13 protein-coding genes are annotated in these 15,835 nt (G+C 64.8%); 6 read left to right on the forward strand and 7 right to left on the reverse strand.

The genetic code is table 11. From position 1 onward, the window contains the following. Positions 1–397: 397 nt before the first annotated feature. Together GA566_RS17450 and GA566_RS17455 are read left to right on the forward strand one after the other, a co-directional pair. Positions 398–1,882, forward strand: a complete 1,485-nt coding sequence (locus GA566_RS17450; protein ID WP_160473506.1) for an efflux transporter outer membrane subunit — start codon at positions 398–400, stop codon at positions 1,880–1,882. Further along, positions 1,879–3,087, forward strand: a complete 1,209-nt coding sequence (locus GA566_RS17455; protein WP_160473507.1) for an HlyD family efflux transporter periplasmic adaptor subunit — start codon at positions 1,879–1,881, stop codon at positions 3,085–3,087. The genes GA566_RS17450 and GA566_RS17455 overlap by 4 nt, the downstream gene beginning before the upstream one ends. A gap of 31 nt (positions 3,088–3,118) precedes the next feature. Here the strand turns inward: GA566_RS17455 and GA566_RS17460 are convergent, their stop codons facing one another. Beyond that, on the reverse strand, positions 3,119–4,630 hold the full coding sequence (locus GA566_RS17460; RefSeq protein WP_160473508.1) for an MFS transporter: 1,512 nt from the start codon (positions 4,628–4,630) through the stop codon (positions 3,119–3,121). Next, positions 4,612–4,842 carry a hypothetical protein gene (locus GA566_RS17465; protein ID WP_137928405.1) on the reverse strand — a complete coding sequence of 77 codons (231 nt, stop codon included), beginning with the start codon at positions 4,840–4,842 and terminating at the stop codon, positions 4,612–4,614. The genes GA566_RS17460 and GA566_RS17465 overlap by 19 nt, the downstream gene beginning before the upstream one ends. 276 nt (positions 4,843–5,118) lie before the next feature. Between GA566_RS17465 and GA566_RS17470 the strand changes: the two genes are divergently transcribed. From GA566_RS17470 to GA566_RS17480, 3 genes are read left to right on the forward strand one after another with little or no spacing between them, the layout of a single operon-like run. Further along, a complete protein-coding gene (locus tag GA566_RS17470; protein WP_137928404.1) occupies positions 5,119–5,520 on the forward strand; it encodes a response regulator transcription factor in 402 nt (133 codons plus the stop codon). A gap of 45 nt (positions 5,521–5,565) precedes the next feature. Further along, positions 5,566–7,413, forward strand: coding sequence for a PAS domain S-box protein (locus GA566_RS17475; protein WP_237380451.1), 1,848 nt, complete (start codon positions 5,566–5,568; stop codon positions 7,411–7,413). Beyond that, positions 7,410–8,066, forward strand: coding sequence for a response regulator transcription factor (locus GA566_RS17480; RefSeq protein WP_137928403.1), 657 nt, complete (start codon positions 7,410–7,412; stop codon positions 8,064–8,066). The genes GA566_RS17475 and GA566_RS17480 overlap by 4 nt, the downstream gene beginning before the upstream one ends. 136 nt (positions 8,067–8,202) lie before the next feature. Here the strand turns inward: GA566_RS17480 and GA566_RS17485 are convergent, their stop codons facing one another. The 3 genes from GA566_RS17485 to hppD form a co-directional block, all read right to left on the reverse strand. Beyond that, positions 8,203–9,399 carry an amino acid aminotransferase gene (locus GA566_RS17485; RefSeq protein ID WP_160473509.1) on the reverse strand — a complete coding sequence of 399 codons (1,197 nt, stop codon included), beginning with the start codon at positions 9,397–9,399 and terminating at the stop codon, positions 8,203–8,205. A gap of 60 nt (positions 9,400–9,459) precedes the next feature. Continuing rightward, the gene (locus GA566_RS17490) at positions 9,460–10,848 is read right to left on the reverse strand and encodes an amino acid permease (RefSeq protein ID WP_160473510.1); all 1,389 of its coding nucleotides are present in this window, start codon (positions 10,846–10,848) and stop codon (positions 9,460–9,462) included. Positions 10,849–11,035: 187 nt separating this feature from the next. Next, entirely contained in the window at positions 11,036–12,109 is a 1,074-nt protein-coding gene (gene hppD, locus GA566_RS17495) for a 4-hydroxyphenylpyruvate dioxygenase (RefSeq protein WP_137928400.1), read from the reverse strand. A 204-nt stretch (positions 12,110–12,313) separates the two neighbouring features. Here hppD and GA566_RS17500 point away from each other — a divergent pair, with 204 nt between their 5' ends. Beyond that, positions 12,314–12,787, forward strand: a complete 474-nt coding sequence (locus tag GA566_RS17500) for an Lrp/AsnC family transcriptional regulator (protein WP_137928399.1) — start codon at positions 12,314–12,316, stop codon at positions 12,785–12,787. On the opposite strand, the gene GA566_RS17505 is transcribed toward GA566_RS17500, so the two are convergent. Next, positions 12,784–13,107, reverse strand: a complete 324-nt coding sequence (locus tag GA566_RS17505) for a thioredoxin family protein (protein ID WP_137928398.1) — start codon at positions 13,105–13,107, stop codon at positions 12,784–12,786. The genes GA566_RS17500 and GA566_RS17505 overlap by 4 nt on opposite strands. Positions 13,108–13,443: 336 nt before the next feature. After that, the gene (locus tag GA566_RS17510) at positions 13,444–15,834 is read right to left on the reverse strand and encodes an ATP-dependent DNA helicase (protein ID WP_202126824.1); all 2,391 of its coding nucleotides are present in this window, start codon (positions 15,832–15,834) and stop codon (positions 13,444–13,446) included. Position 15,835 lies beyond the last annotated feature (1 nt).

Consider the following 15,835-nt stretch of genomic DNA (forward strand, 5'->3'; position numbering starts at 1 on the left):
AGTGGATGAGGTAGGGTTAAACGTTGGTATAGGTTTGCCAAATCGCACTCACCTTTTCGTAGGTGACGGATGGGCGGATGGATAAGGCGGGGAGGGATGAGGATGGTTCTTTCAGGAAAGACCTAGGGCTTTCCGGGTGGGTTTCTTGTGCCGGGGAGTGGGTTTGCTCGTACCTCCCGGTTTTCTCCCCTTTGGTTTGCTCCCCTCTCCCGCTTGCGGGAGAGGGGAGCAAACCGGGCGGGAGAGGGAGAAAAGAGCAAGCAGAGGGGCGCAAACAAACGAAACAAGCGCCCCGGCAGGCTGCCGTGCAATCCCGACACAATGTCTGCAAACACGATCACGTGAACAGGCGGCAGGCGCCACTATCCGTCCATCGAAACCTTCGGATGGGGCAGCCATGCGTGGCGTTCTGGAAGTGCGGTGCGCCTCGCTTGCCGCCGTTGCATTGACCTTGGGGGCGCTTGCCGGCTGTGCCGGATTCGGCGATGCGCGACCCACTCGGCACCTCGCGGCCGTATCCGGCACGGCGCATAGCCTGCCGGCCATGCACGGCCAGTGGCCGGCGCAGGACTGGGCAGACCAGTTCGGCGATCCCCAACTGGGTGCGCTGACGCGGGAGGCGGTGGCGGGCAGCCCCACGCTGCAGGCCGCATTGGCGCGCCTGGCGTCGGCGCGTGCGCTGGCGGATGGCGCGCGCAGCGGTCTGTATCCGGAGATCGGCATCCAGGGCGGGTTCACCCGCGAGCGGATTTCCGAGACCGATACGCTGCGCGGCACGCCGCTGGCAGGACGATGGGTGGATCAGGCGCAACTGTCCGGCGCACTCTCGTATGACCTGGATTTCTGGGGGCGCCATCGTGCCGAGCTGCAGGCCGCACTGTCCGGCGTGAGCGAGGCCGAGGCGGAAGCCGAGTCGGCAAAGCTGGTGCTGACCACCGGCGTGGCCCGCGTCTATACCCGGCTGGCCACGCTGTACGCCTTGCGCGATGTCACCACGCAGACTATCGACCAGCGGCGGGAGTTGGCCACGCTGGGCCGGGAGCGGCTTGTGGCGGGGCTCGATACGCAGGTCGGCACGACGCTGCAGGACGCCGACCTGGCCGGTGCCGAGGCCGACCTGACCCGCCTGGACGACGACATCGCCGTGGCCCGCCACCAGATCGCCGCCTTGCTAGGCAAGGGTCCCGACCGTGGGCTCGCCATCGCGCGGCCCGTGCTTTTGTCGATGTCGGCCAGCCAGCCCGTGGCCAGGCTGCCCGACGATGCCCATATCGGCCTGCTGTCCCGCCGTCCGGACCTGGTGGCAGCCCGCTGGCGCGTGGAGGCGGCCTCGAAGGACATCGAGGTGGCGCGCACCGCGTTCCTGCCCGATGTCACGCTCAACGCCATGGCGGGCCTCACCACCATCACTCCCGCCGATTTCCTGCTCGGTGCGAGCCGCGCGTTTGCCTTCGGCCCATCGCTGCACCTGCCCGTGTTCGAAGGCGGCCGGCTGCGCGCGGATCTGCACGGCCGCTATGCCGCCTACGACGCCGCAGTGGCCGACTACAACCAGACACTGATACAGGCGCTGCGCGACACCGCCGACACCGTGGATGGCCTGCAGTCCACGGCAACCGAGATCGCCCAGCGGCAACAGGCGCTGCAACTGGCCGATCACGCTTACCAGCTCGCCGCCCGCCGCTGGCAGGCCGGACTCGTCAACCAACTGGCGGTACTCGCCGCGCAGTCCGAATTGCTGGCCCGGCGCCGTGACGTGGCGCAATTGCAGGGCCAGCGGCTCGATCTTCAATTCCGACTGATCTGGACGCTCGGCGGCGGCTACGAAGGACATCCGCCCGTGGCATCGCTCAACGAACCGGCATCGGCCAATACACCATGACCGCACAGACTTCCCCCAATCCGCCGTCCGTTCCTCCGGCCGCTCCTCCGGCCACGCCCGCACCCGCCGAGGTGGCCGCCAATCCTCGTGCCGTCCCGCGCCGCCGCCTGATTGCCGTGGCAGCGCTGGTCGCCGCCGCAGGCATCGCCTCGGCCACGTGGTGGGTCGACGATGGCCGCTTCCAGGCGTCCACTGACGACGCCTATGTGGGAGGCAACATCGTGCAGGTGACCTCGCTGGTGCCCGGCACCGTGGTGTCGATCGCGGCGGACGACACGCAGCGAGTCACGCAGGGCGGTCAACTGATCGGACTCGATCCGACCGATAGCGAGGTGGCGCTGCAGCAGGCCGCCGCGCAACTGGCGGAGACCGTGCGGCAGGTGCGCACGCTGTACGCCAACAACGGCACGCTGCAGGCGGATATCGCCCAGCGCGTCGCCAATATGGAGAACGCCCGTGACGATCTGCGCAGGCGGATGTCGGTCGATGGGACCGGCGCCGTATCGAAGGAAGATGTCGATCATGCGCAGTCCACCCTCAAGGCGGCACAGTCGGCGTTGCGCGCGGCGCAGGAACGGCTGGTATCGAACCAGGCATTGACCGACCACTCCACCGTGGCGGCGCACCCCGAGGTGATGAAGGCCGCCGCGCTCTATCGCGCGGCCTACCTGACCCATGCCCGCTCCACGTTGCCGGCCCCGGTCACGGGGTTCGTGGCGCGGCGCGCGGTGCAAGTGGGCCAGCGCGTGGCACCCGGCGAGCCGCTGATGGGCGTGGTGCCGCTGAACCAGATCTGGGTGGACGCGAACTTCAAGGAAAACCAGATGGCCGATATGCGCGTGGGCCAGCCCGTCACGCTCTATTCGGACTTCTACGGCTCGCACGTGCAGTACAGCGGCAAGGTGGCAGGCTTCTCGGCCGGCACCGGTGCCGCGTTCTCGGTGCTGCCGGCGCAGAACGCCACGGGCAACTGGATCAAGGTGGTGCAGCGCCTGCCGGTGCGCATCGCGCTGGACCCCGCCGAACTGGCCGCGCATCCGCTGCGGCTGGGCTTGTCGATGCGGGCCACGGTGGATGTGCACGATCACGGCGGCGCCTCGCTCGGCAAGCTGCCAACGGTGACGCCGCTATCCACGGATGTCTACGCGGCGGTGGGCCGCGATGCCGATGCGAGCATCGCCCGGATCATCGCGGCCAATCTTTGACGGAGGGGAAGGGCGTCGCGAATGCGGCGTTTCAGCGCAGCCAGCGCTGCCACGCCGCAAAACCTGCCACGAGCAGGCAGGCCGGCGCCACGATGGCCAGCAGGTTCGATCCCGCCAGCAGCACGGCCTGCTGGTCGATTTCCTGCGAGAGGCTGACCAGCGTCAGGCCAGGCGGCAGGTGATAGGCCAGGTAGGGATCGATGCGTCCCACAAGATGCGTGCGTGCCACGGCCTCGCCGTACTGCAGGCATTGCGCCGCCGTGCCCGTGCCCGCCGCCGACGCCACTTGCCGCACGATGTTCTTGAACTGGTAGGTGTGCGAGAAATCGTCGAGCGACGTTTCCATGAACGAGAGCTTGGCCACCAGCACCAGGGCGAACGGTACGGCCACACTCTGCAACACCAGCGCCTGCAGCATGCGGTCCATCGACAGGTCCGACATGATGCGCGTGGCCAGCAGCCATGCCGCTACCGCGATCATCACGTAGCCCAGCGCGAGATAGCGGCGCGTGCCCGGCAGCTTGCCGCCGTACAGCACGAACAGCACGGCGGCGACCATGCCGAACGCGCTGCTGATGGTGGTGATCATGCCCGTGGTCTCGAACGGAAACCCGAGGCCGAGCTGCATCAGGATCGGCATCAGGTAGTTCCACAGGCCGGCCGTGAACGAATAGATGGCGAAGAAGGACAGCCCGACGAGGTAGCGCTTGCCGCCGAGCCGGTGGGTGTTCAGCCAGGGATCGGGACGCAGGTGCAGGCGGATGAAGGCCAGCACCATCAGCGCGGCGCCGGCCAGCGGCCAGGCCACCACGTCGAGTGCATCCGACGCCGTGTATAGCCGGAGATCGGCCAGGCCATGCACCAGTGCCAGTGCCCCGGCACCGAGCAGGATCACGGTGAGCCAGTCCATGGCGGCGAGCGTGTCGAGGTCAGGCGCGCGCGGCGGCGTCACGCGGTGCGGGTAGGTGACCGAGACCAGCAGCAGCGTGGCGGCCGAGGCGATGGCCTGCACCACGAAGATCGTGCGCCATCCGGCATCGAGCATCAGGACGGCCGTGACCCATGGGGCGGCAGCCAGCATGCCCAGCGCGCCGACCACAAAGGGCCACAGCAGGCGCGGGCGCTCGGTGGGCGTGGCGATGAGCTGGATCAGCGTGCGCGCTGCAGCAAACAGCCCGCCGGCGCCAAGTCCCTGTACGGCAAGCGCCAGCGAAAGCTGGGTAATGTTGTTCGAGGCGGCGCAAAGCAGGCTGCCGGCGATGGCGATCCACAGGCCGGCGATCGACACGCCGCGATAGCTGAGGTATTCGGCCAGCCGGCGCAACATCAGGTTGGCGACGATGGCGGCGGCGGCATAGGCGGTGAAGCACCAGAGAAATTCGTCGGGCGTGGCGTAGACACCCGCCCGGATCTGCACGGCGGCAGTGGCCAGGATGGCCGTGGCGACGAAGTCGACACCGGTGGCGCATCCCAGGGCCAGTCCCATCAGCGCCACACCACCATGCGTGACGCGCGGCAGCGCACTCAGCGGGACGGCTGGCATGCGGTCGCGGCAGCGGGGCAGTGCACGGGGCGGGCCGGTTTGACCGAAGCCTTGGCGCTGGCGTTTGCAGAGGCCGGCGGGAACACGCTGTAGTCATAGCGATCGGCAGCAAACGGGCTGGTGGCCGGGTCGTCGGCGGCATGGGCGGCGCCCCCGATGAGGCAGGTAGCAGCCAGCAGGACGCGGGCAGTGCGAACGAGTGTGGTTTTCATGACGATCTCCTGTGCCGTGCAGCAGGAAGGGTGGAGGGAAGCTTGAGCCTATGCGTGCGCGTGAAGCGGTCTTTTCGCGGTATGGACGCCGTTTTCGCAACCGCACGGACCTGTGCAGAGGGGCGCTGAAAGCACGCCGTAAGCCAGGCCGTACAAGGGAAAGCGGCGGTTTGCCGTCCTTTTCGTATCCGGCGGATTCACTATACGAAGGCATAGTGTTAATGGCTGTCCTGACTCGCTAACATGAGCGCCATGAGATTGAAGTGAGGTGCCAGCTTGGCTACGAAACAGGTCGTCGCGATTGTCGATGACGACGAATCCATCCGCACTGCCACTTCCCGACTGGTTCGATCGCTGGGGTGGGAAGTGCATACCTACCCGTGCGCCAAAGCGTTTCTTGCCGCCGATGCCACGTCCGTGACGTGCATCGTCTCGGACGTGCAGATGCCGGAGATGAGCGGGATCGAAATGCTGCGCCTGCTGAAGGCGCAGGGCAGTACCGTACCCGTGATCTTCATCACGGCTTTCTGTACCGAATCCATCCGGCGCGAGGCGCTGCGCGCCGGCGCTCTGGCCTTCCTCTGCAAGCCCGTGAATGGCGCCGAAATCCAGCGACACCTGGATGCCGTCGCCGCACATGCCGTGGGTGCCGATGCTTCCCAGCCGCCCCGCGCCTAGCGTGGCGGTCTTCCGATCTGCCTGACCAGCCTGAGCACGCGCCGCATGCCGGATTTCCTTCATTCCGCCTCACCGCTCCCGTTCGGCGCCTCCGTCGTGCCCGATCCGGCCGCCACCTTTCGCTGGATGCTGGTGCTGGCCGTGGTCATTGCGCTGGCGGTGTTTTCGTTCGATGCCTTTACGCACTACCAGGTGGCAGTGGCCGTGCTGTACGTGCTGGTGGTGCAACTGGTGGCGGTGTCGGGTTCGGCCAGGCTGACCGTGATCGCCAGCCTGGCGTGCGTGGTGTTGACGCTGGCGGCGTTCGTGCTGACGCATGAACCGGCCAGTACGATGGGCGCGCTGGGGCGCTGCCTGGTGAGCCTGCTGGCGATTGCCGCGGCCACGGCGCTGTCCATGCGGCACCTTCGCACGGACCGCCGCATGCGCGAGCAGATCGAACTGCTCAACTTGTCGCACGACGCCATCGTGATCTATGACATGCATGGCGTGGTCACGTTCTGGAACCGCGGCGCCGAGATACTGTATGGCTGGCCCGCCGACATGGCGGTTGGCACGGATTTCCACACCCTGACCGATTCGCGTTTTCCGCAGCCGCACGATGTGGTCTACGAGATGCTGTCCCGCCAGGGCCGCTGGGAGGGCGAGGTGGAACGCCGCCATCGCGATGGACACGGCCTGATCGTGGCGAGCCGTATCGCGTTGTGGCGCGACAGCCAGGGGCGTGCCATCGCGTTGATGGCCACGAACAACGACATCACCGAAAGGCGCCGTGCGGAGATGGAGCTGGCGCGCAACGAAGCCTTTCTGGCCGACGCCCAGCGCCTGAGCAAGACCGGCAGTATCCAGCGGTTTCGCGATTCCACCGAGATGAACTGGTCGGACGAGGCATTCCGCATCCTCGGCTACGGCACGGAGGAAATCCCCCGTTTCGAACGTGTGTTGGCGCGCACGCATCCGGACGACATGGACGTTGTGAAGGGCATGGACGCCGCGATCCGCCGGGGCGAGCCCCACATCGACGGCAAGCACCGCCTGCTGATGCCCGACGGCGAGGTCAAGCACGTGCATTTCGTGGCGCGGATCAACGAACGGCCCGGCCAGCGGACGGAATACGTGGGCGCGGTCATGGACATCACGGCAGCCGTGGCCGCACAGGAGGCGCTGCAACGATCACTGACGGAGTTGGCACATGTGTCGAGACTGACTACACTTGGCGGGCTGGCGACAACGATGGCCCACGAAGTGACGCAGCCGATTGCGGCCATCGTGACGTGCGGGGATTCGGCGCTGCGGTGGATGGATCGGCCCGACCCCGACGTGCCGGAAGCCAGGCAATCCGTGGAGCAGATGATCCGCGACGCGCAGCGGGCGTCCGAGATCATCAAGCAGATTCGCGGCATGGCGCAGAAGCGTGAGCCGCAATGGGCGGCGGTACAGGTCAACGCGCTCGTGCGCGAAGCCCTGTCGCTGCTGGCGCGCGAGTGTGCCACGCATCAGGTGCAGCTCGATGTACAGTTGCCGGAGGAGGCGTGGGTCGTTCCGGGCGATCCGGTGCAGTTGCAGCAAGTCATGGTGAATCTGCTGGTCAACGCCATGCAGGCCATGTCCGAAGCGGGCAGCGAACGGCGCGTGCTGCGGGTGAGTACCTTGCTGGCCGATGCATCGCATGTCCGGATCGTGGTCAGCGACACCGGCCCAGGGTTTGCGGACGGCGATGCCGAGCGCATTTTCCGGGCTTTTCATACAACAAAAAAAGACGGGGTGGGCATGGGGTTGTCGATATGCAGGTCCATCGTGGAAGCGCATGGCGGCCAGATCTGGGCCACCTCGGGCAATCCCGGGGCCAGCTTCCATGTGGAACTGCCGCTCCGGAGGGAAGGGGAATCATGAATTCAGCAGTCTCAACCGATAACGGGCCCTCCATGGTCTACGTGGTCGATGACGACGAGTCGATGCGCAAGGCCGTGATGATGCTGCTGCGCTCCGTCGGCTACCAGGTGGAGGCCTACGCATCGGCTACGGACTTCCTGGCCGCGCCCATGCAGGACGTGCCCAGCTGCCTGATTCTCGACGTGCGCCTCAAGGGCCAGAGCGGCCTGGCCGTGCAGGAACAGTTCGCCGCCAGCAAGATGCAGATTCCGATCATCTTCATGACCGCGCACGGCGATATCGCGATGTCGGTCAAGGCCATGAAGGCCGGCGCCATGGATTTCCTCGCCAAGCCCTTCCGCGACCAGGACATGCTCGACGCCGTGGAAAGCGCCCTGGCCCGCGATGCAGCCCGACGCGAGTTGGACCGCACCGAATCGGACCTCCGCGTGCGCTACGCCGAACTGACGCCACGCGAGAAGGAAGTCATGGGCTACGTGGCCCGCGGCCTGCTGAACAAGCAGATCGCCGCCGAACTGGACCTCAGCGAGATCACCGTCAAGATCCACCGCGCACAAGGCATGAAGAAAATGGGCGCCAGGTCGCTCGCGGATTTCGTGCTGAAGGCCGAAGCGCTGGGGATTGTGGAATCGGCGACGAATGGGGGGAAGTAAGGCGGATTCCGCCATTGTTTTTACTCTCCTCTCCCGCAAGCGGGAGAGGGGAGCGCATAGCGACAGGTAGCAGCAACACAAACAAAAAAGCCACCCCGCAGGGTGGCTTTTGTCCTTCAAATCCACACCAGACCGATCAGCCCTTCAGCACCACGCCAATCGCATTGGCCACCACGCCGACATTGCTATCGTTCAACCCGGCCACGCACATGCGGCCCGAGCGCAGGATGTAGACGCCGTGCTCGTTGCGCAGGCGATCGACTTGCTCGGCCGAGAGCCCCGTGTACGTGAACATGCCGCGCTGCTTCACGTAGCGCGACAGCTTCTCGCCGCTCACATGTTCGCGCAGTTGATCGTGGATGGCCTGACGCATGCGGGCGATGCGCTGGCACATCGCGGCCAGTTCTTCCTCCCAGCTCTTGCGCAGTGCCGGCGTGGTCAGCACGCGAGCCACCACGCGCGCGCCGTGCGTCGGCGGGTTGCTGTAGTTGGCGCGCACGGCGCCAGTGAGTTGGCCCAGTACGCGGCCAGCTTCGTCGGCGCTCTGGCAGATCACGCTCAGGCCGCCGCAACGCTCGCCATACAGCGAGAAATTCTTCGAGAACGAATTCGCGACGAGTGCCGGCACGTTCTGGCGAGCCAGTTCACGTACAGCGAAGGCATCGTCATCGAGGCCAGTGCCGAAACCCTGATACGCCATGTCGACGAACGGCAGCAGCTTGCGTGCCTTGAGTACGCCGATCACCTGGCGCCACTGGTCTTCGTTCAGGTCCACGCCAGTCGGGTTGTGGCAGCAGGCGTGCAGCAGTACGACGTCGCCCTGCGGAATCGCTTCGATGGCAGCGAGCATCGCGTCGAACTTCAGGCCGCCGGTTTCAGCGTCGTAGTACGGATAGCTTTCCACTTTGAACCCGGCGCGCTCGAAGACCACGCGATGGTTCTCCCAGCTCGGGTCGCTGATCCACATCTTGGCCGTGGGGAAGTAGCGGCGCAGGAAATCGGCACCCACGCGCAGCGCGCCCGAGCCACCTAGCGTCTGCAGCGTGGCGATGCGGCCTTCGGCGCGCGCGGCGCTGTCTTCGCCAAACACCAGCGCCTGCACGGCCTGGCGGTATGCGGCCATGCCAGCCATCGGCAGGTAAGGGCGCGGACCCATGTCGGCCAGCAGTGCGGCTTCGGCTTCGGCCACGGCCTGCATCACGGGCAGGCGGCCTTGATCGTCGAAGTAGATGCCGATGCTGAGATTGACCTTGCTGGTGCGCGGATCTTGCTGGAAATCTTCGTTCAGCGAGAGGATGGGGTCGCCGGGGAATGACTCGATGTGTTCGAACATGGGAGGCTTCTTCTGGTTCAGGGGGGCGGGCGGCTTCGATGCGATGCCGCCCGCGCCGGATCACTGGATCTGGGCGCTGGCGACGGGCAGGGCCGCGCCGGCGTTCTTTTGCCGGAGGCGATAGCTTACGCCAAGTACGGCCAGCCAGACAGGGATCAGATACACAGACAGGCGCAGGCCCGGCGTCATGAACATCACCACCAGGATGCCGGCCAGGAACGCCAGCGTCAGGTAGTTGGTCAGCGGATAGCCGAGGCTGCGGAACGACGTGGTCTCGCCAGCCTTGCGCTTGGCGCGGCGGAACATCAGGTGAATGATGCTGATCATCGCCCAGTTGATGATGAGTGCCGATACCACCAGACCCATCAGCAGCTCGAATGCTTCGCCGGGCATCAGGTAGTTGACCAGTACGCAGAAACCGGTGGCAATGGCGGACACAGCCAGTGCAGCCAGCGGAATGCCGCGACGGTTTACTTTCAGCAGGGCGCGCGGGGCGTTGCCCTGTTGCGCCAGGCCCAGCAGCATGCGGCTGTTGCAGTAGACGCCGCTGTTATAGACCGACAGTGCAGCGGTGAGCACCACCACGTTCAGCACGGTTGCCACGATATCGCTGTTCAGCGCGTGGAAGATCAGCACGAACGGGCTGCCGCCGGTGACCACCTTCTGCCACGGATAGAGCGACAGCAGCACGGCCAGTGCACCCACGTAGAAAATCAGGATGCGATAGATCACCTGGTTGGTGGCCTTGGGAATGCTCTGGCTCGGGTTGTCGGCCTCGGCGGCGGTAATGCCCACCAGTTCGAGTCCGCCGAAGGAGAACATGATCACGGCCATCGCCATCACCATGCCGCCCAGTCCGTTGGGGAAGAAGCCGTTGTGCTGCCACAGGTTGGCCACGCCGGCTTCAGGACCCGCACCGCCGGTAGCCAGCAGGTAGGCGCCGAAGACGATCATGCCCACGATGGCCACGACCTTGATGATCGAGAACCAGAATTCCATCTCGCCGAACGATTTCACGCTGGCAAGGTTGATGGCGTTGATGATCACGAAGAAGCCCAGCGCCGAGACCCATGTGGGGACATCGGGCCACCAGTACTGGACATAGAGGCCCACGGCGGACAGTTCGGCCATGCTGACCAGGATGTAGAGCACCCAGTAGTTCCAGCCAGACATGAAGCCGGCGAAGTGGCCGCAGTACTTGTTGGCGAAGTGGCTGAACGATCCGGCCACGGGTTCATCGACGACCATCTCGCCCAGCTGGCGCATGATGAAGAAGGCGACGATGCCGGCGAGGGCGTAGCCGAGCAGGACAGAAGGGCCTGCAAGCTTGATGGCGGGGCCGATGCCGAGAAAGAGGCCGGTGCCGATGGCGCCACCGAGCGCAATCAATTGGATGTGGCGATTCTTCAGGCCACGCTGGAGCGTGCCCTGGCTGTCGGTTGCATGCATGGAGTTGTCTTTCCTCTACCCATTCTTGTGGAATGGCGCGCGCCTCTATCAACGGGCGCTTGAAAAAAACGCCGACGCGGGTAGCGCCGGCGCGCAGGGGTCCGCGCCGGCAGCCCGAGAGGATACCGGTACACGGTTGGAAAAGCAGGGGTTTAGGGCGACCCGGACGGGAATCCGGGCGCCGGCGTCACACTTTCAGCGTGCCGCGTTCGATCTGGTCGCGTTCGAGTGACTCGAACAGCGCCTTGAAGTTGCCTTCGCCGAAGCCATCGTCACCGGCGCGCTGGATGAACTCGAAGAACACGGGGCCGAGCACACCTTTCGAGAAAATCTGCAGCAGCAGACGGGGCTTGCCGTTCTCGGTGGTGCCATCCACCAGGATGCCGCGCGCCTTGAGTTGATCCACCGGTTGGTTGTGGCCGGGCAGGCGGGTGTCCAGTGCCTCGTAGTAGTAGTCGTTCGGCGCGGTCATCAGTTCCACGCCCGACAGTTGCAGGCTGTCGATGACTTCGATCAGGTCGTCCACCAGGAAGGCGATGTGCTGGATGCCTTCGCCATTGAACGCCATCAGGAATTCTTCGATCTGGCCGGCACCCTTCGACGATTCCTCGTTCAGCGGAATGCGGATCATGCCGTCCGGCGCGGTCATCGCCTTGGAGGTCAGGCCGGTGTACTCGCCCTGGATGTCGAAGTAGCGGATTTCGCGGAAGTTGAACAGGCGTTCGTAGAAGTTCGCCCAGTACGCCATGCGACCACGGTAGACGTTGTGCGTCAGGTGATCCACGAGCTTGAGGCCGTGACCCTTGGGACGGCGGTCCACGCCTTCGATGAATTCGAAGTCGATGTCATAGATCGACTTGCCGTCTTCGAAACGGTCGATCAGGTACAGCGGCGCGCCGCCAATGCCCTTGATGGCCGGCAGGCGCAGTTCCATCGGACCGGTGGCGATCTCGATCGGCTGGGCGCCGAGCATGAGCGCGCGGTTGTACGCCTTGTGCGAATCCTTCACGCGGAAAGCCATGCCGCAGGCGCTCGGGCCGTGCTCGGCGGCGAAATAGGCGGCTTCGCTGTGCGGCTCGTTGTTGACGATGAAATTGATGTCACCCTGGCGGAACAGCAGCACGTCCTTGGAGCGGTGGCGGGCCACGAGGGTGAAGCCCATCTTTTCGAACAACGGCTCCAGCACATTGGGCGTGGGCGAGGCGAATTCGACGAACTCGAAGCCTTGCAGTTGCATCGGGTTTTCAAAGAGATCGGCCATGGTCGGTGCGCTCGGGGGCGAGTGTGGGGTGAAATCGTAGTAAAGCCAGGCGGCTTTCTCAGGTGCTTTGGGCGACGCTTGCGGCGCGCTGCAACGTGGAGAAATTGTAGAACTCGCCGCGCTAAATAGGATTTCGTAAAGGCCGCAGGGAAACCCTTGGATGTGAGATAAAATTTCGCCGCACTCACTCCTCAGGAAATGAAAATGCAGCAAAACGACCTCGACCGCACCGACCGGCGCTTGCTTGGCATGCTGCAGGAACATGGCCGTGTGTCTAATCTGGAACTGGCCGAGGCGATCAACCTGTCGCCGGCCCAGACATTGCGACGTCATCGCCGCCTGGAGGAAAGCGGCATCATCAAGCGCTACGAGGCCCGGCTCGATAGCGCCGCGCTGGGGTTTGGCGTGACAGCGTTCATCCACGTGACGATGGAGCGCGGCCATATTCGCGACCTGTCCAAGTTCAAGGGACTGGTGGCGGAGCTCGCGCAGATCCAGGAGTGTTTCTCCGTGACCGGCGATATCGACTACGTGCTGAAGGTAGTAGCGAAGGATCTGAAGTCGCTGTCAGACTTTTTGCTCGATACGTTGATGCGCATCCCCGGCGTGAGCGGCGTGAAGTCGAGCGTGTGCCTCGACGAAATCAAATGCACGAGTGCGATGCCGCTGGATATCTAGCCGAGTTTCGCCATGGCATCGGCGATGTCACTGGCCGACTCCGGGCGCACAAGCCGCGCCACTTCCTGACCATCGCGCATGAAGATCAGCGTGGGCCAGAGCTTCACGCGGAACGAGCGGCCAAGCGGACGTCCACTGCCATCTTCCACCTTGATGTGATCGAGGTCGCCATGCTCGCGGAATGCGGTTTCGATCAGCGGCTGCGCGCGTTGGCAGAAACCACACCAAGGGGTGCCGAATTCGATGACGAGCGAGCCGGGACGGGAATCGATGTCGGCACGCTTGGGTTCGGTGGCGGCGAAGGTGGTGGTCATGGGCATGGGGTGGCTCCGTGAGGTATTGGGGCATTTTGCCAGTGGTGGCGAAAACACGTATCGCTCCCGCACGGTTTGTTCCCCCTCCCGCTTGCGGGAGAGGGGCTAGGGGTGAGGGCCGGCGTCTCAAGCGCGAACAACGCTTCGACATAGCGACGCCCCGCCCTCACCCCCACCCCTCTCCCGCCGGGGCGGGAGAGGGGAGCGCATAGCTGCGGGTGTCAGCGAGTACTGATCGCTCCCTCCCGGTTTGTTCCCCTCTCCCGCATGCGGGAGAGGGGCTAGGGGTGAGGGCCAGCGTTTCAAGCACGAATAACGCTTCGACGTAGCGACGCCCCGCTCTCACCCCCACCCCTCTCCCGCCGGGGCGGGAGAGGGGAGCGCATAGCTGCGGGTGTCAGAACCTGCATGCCGTTGCAAGTTCGGCCCCGCCGAAATCTCCCACCACCCCGGCAGCAAATCCTTCACCTCCGCCCGTCCATACCGATCGTCGATCAGCCACACGACCCCGCGATCCTCCTGCGTCCGAATCACCCGGCCCGCAGCCTGCACCACCTTGCGCAGCCCCGGATACAGATACGCGTAGTCATATCCCTGCCCGAACGTTTTCTCCATCCGATCACGCAATTGCTCGTTAATCGGGTTCACCTGCGGCAAGCCCAGCGTCGCCACGAACGCGCCAATCAGGCGGTCGCCGGGCAAGTCCACGCCTTCGGAAAACACGCCGCCCAACACCGCAAAGCCGATGCCTCGGCCACCCGCCACAAATGCATCCAGAAAAGCCGACTGGCCGGCCTCGTTCATGCCGCGTGCCTGAGCCCAGGTCGGAATATCCGGATGACCTTCCGCCAGCAGAGCCGCCGCCTGCTGCAGATAGTCGTGGCTGCTGAAGAACGCCAGGTAGTTGCCGGGCCGCTGCGCAAACTGCGCGGCCATTAGCGCGACGATGGCAGGCAATGACCGTTGCCGCTGTGCATAACGCGTGGAGATATGCCGCGCCACATGCACGTCCAACTGCTCCGCACGAAACGGCGATGGCACCTCGACCCACACCGCGCTATCCGGCAGGCCCAGCAGATTCCCGTAGTAATCAGCGGGTTGCAGCGTGGCCGAGAACAACGTGGTGGAGTGCGCCGCGCCAAAACGCGTGGCGAGGTAGGGCGCGGGCAACAGGTTGCGCACGCATAGCGATGCATCCACCCCTGCACGCAGACGCGGTGTGCGCGTGATATCGAACAGCGAATGCTTGCCGCCGTACTCGGTCAGTTGCTCGGCCAGACGCAGGAAGTGCATGGCATCGAAATAGAAGCGCTCAAGCAGGGCATCATGCCGCTGCGGATGCTCGCTCATGTCGTCGATGATCGCAGTGCAAAGCTGCACCAGCGCCTCGACGAACGCTGCGGGCTCCTCGTCGCGTGTCTCGTACTCGGCCTCGCTGGATTTTGCCAATGCATTCCATTGCCGATACACGCGATCCATCGGCTTCTTCAGCACCGCCGGTGCGGACAGTCGCACGCCACGAAACGCCGCATGATCGAGCGTGGATGTGTACATCGCGCGGCCACGATCCACGAGGTTGTGCGCTTCATCCACCAGCACGCTCACGCGCCATTCGTTCATCACCGTCAGCGCGAACAGCAGTGCGCTGCGATCGAAATAGTAGTTGTAGTCTGCCACCACCAGATCGCTCCAGCGAATCATTTCCTGGGCGAGGTAGTACGGACACACCTGATGCGCGCGTGCAATGTCGCGCGTGGTCGCGCGGTCTAAGAACGGCGCGTGACTCGCCGCCTCGCGTGCGGCGGGCAGCCGATCGTAGAACCCCTGTGCCAGCGGGCACGATTCGCCATGGCAGGCGAGATCGGGGTGCTCGCAAGTCTTGTCGCGCGCAGTCAGTTCCAGCACACGCAGCGGCGTATCGGCGGCGTTGCGGCGTAGTTGCGCCGTAGCGTGCAATGCCACCGCGCGACCGGTAGAACGTGCAGAGAGAAAGAACAGCTTGTCGATGCGCTGCGTCGGCATGGCCTTGAGCACCGGGAACACGGTGCCGATGGACTTGCCGATACCGGTGGGCGCCTGTGCCAGCAGCGTGCGCGCGGAGACGTTGGCCTTGTACACCGACTCGGCCAGCAGCCGCTGCCCTTCGCGAAACGTGCCATGCGGAAACGCCAGCGCCTGCAATCCGGCATCGCGCGCACTGCGATGCGCGAGTTCGCGTTCGGCCCAGACCTTGAAGCGCCGGCAGCTATCCTCGAAAAACTCACGCAGCGTGGCCGCATCGAATCGCGCCTTCAGCATGCGCTCGCGCTGGCTCACGATATCGAAGTAGACCAGCGCCACTTCGATCTTTTCGAGCTTGCGCGATTCGCATAGCAGCCAGCCGTAGATCTTGGCCTGCGCCCAGTGCAGCGCTTGATGATTCTCCGGAATCTCGATCTTCTCGCCGCGCACCGTCTTGATTTCCTCCACGCGATTGGCCACCGGATCGTAGCCATCGGCGCGGCCCCGGACGCGCAAGCCTTCAAACTCGCCCGACAGCGATACCTCGGATTCATATCCCGAGCCACGCCGGCTCGTGACCACGCCATGTCCGGCCACGCCTTCCTGTGAGGTGGGCGAGGGTGTGAAACGCAAGTCGAGATCGCCCGCCTTGGCCGTGAATTCGCATAACGTGCGCACGGCTACCGTATAGCGGGGCGTTTCGATGACAGGAGTGGGGGAGGTGTCGGACAAG

The organism is Cupriavidus sp. SW-Y-13 (assembly GCF_009793345.1).
In the GTDB taxonomy this organism is placed as follows: Bacteria; Pseudomonadota; Gammaproteobacteria; order Burkholderiales; family Burkholderiaceae; genus Cupriavidus.

Bases quoted from the DNA above. Each gene is read 5' to 3' on its own strand.
- GA566_RS17460 (WP_160473508.1), bottom strand. From the start codon at position 4,630: ATGCCAGCCGTCCCGCTGAGTGCGCTGCCGCGCGTCACGCATGGTGGT.
- GA566_RS17475 (WP_237380451.1), top strand. From the start codon at position 5,566: ATGCCGGATTTCCTTCATTCCGCCTCACCGCTCCCGTTCGGCGCCTCC.
- hppD (WP_137928400.1), bottom strand. From the start codon at position 12,109: ATGGCCGATCTCTTTGAAAACCCGATGCAACTGCAAGGCTTCGAGTTC.
- GA566_RS17455 (WP_160473507.1), top strand. From the start codon at position 1,879: ATGACCGCACAGACTTCCCCCAATCCGCCGTCCGTTCCTCCGGCCGCT.
- GA566_RS17480 (WP_137928403.1), top strand. From the start codon at position 7,410: ATGAATTCAGCAGTCTCAACCGATAACGGGCCCTCCATGGTCTACGTG.
- GA566_RS17490 (WP_160473510.1), bottom strand. From the start codon at position 10,848: ATGCATGCAACCGACAGCCAGGGCACGCTCCAGCGTGGCCTGAAGAAT.
- GA566_RS17465 (WP_137928405.1), bottom strand. From the start codon at position 4,842: ATGAAAACCACACTCGTTCGCACTGCCCGCGTCCTGCTGGCTGCTACC.
- GA566_RS17500 (WP_137928399.1), top strand. From the start codon at position 12,314: ATGCAGCAAAACGACCTCGACCGCACCGACCGGCGCTTGCTTGGCATG.
- GA566_RS17450 (WP_160473506.1), top strand. From the start codon at position 398: ATGCGTGGCGTTCTGGAAGTGCGGTGCGCCTCGCTTGCCGCCGTTGCA.
- GA566_RS17505 (WP_137928398.1), bottom strand. From the start codon at position 13,107: ATGCCCATGACCACCACCTTCGCCGCCACCGAACCCAAGCGTGCCGAC.
- GA566_RS17485 (WP_160473509.1), bottom strand. From the start codon at position 9,399: ATGTTCGAACACATCGAGTCATTCCCCGGCGACCCCATCCTCTCGCTG.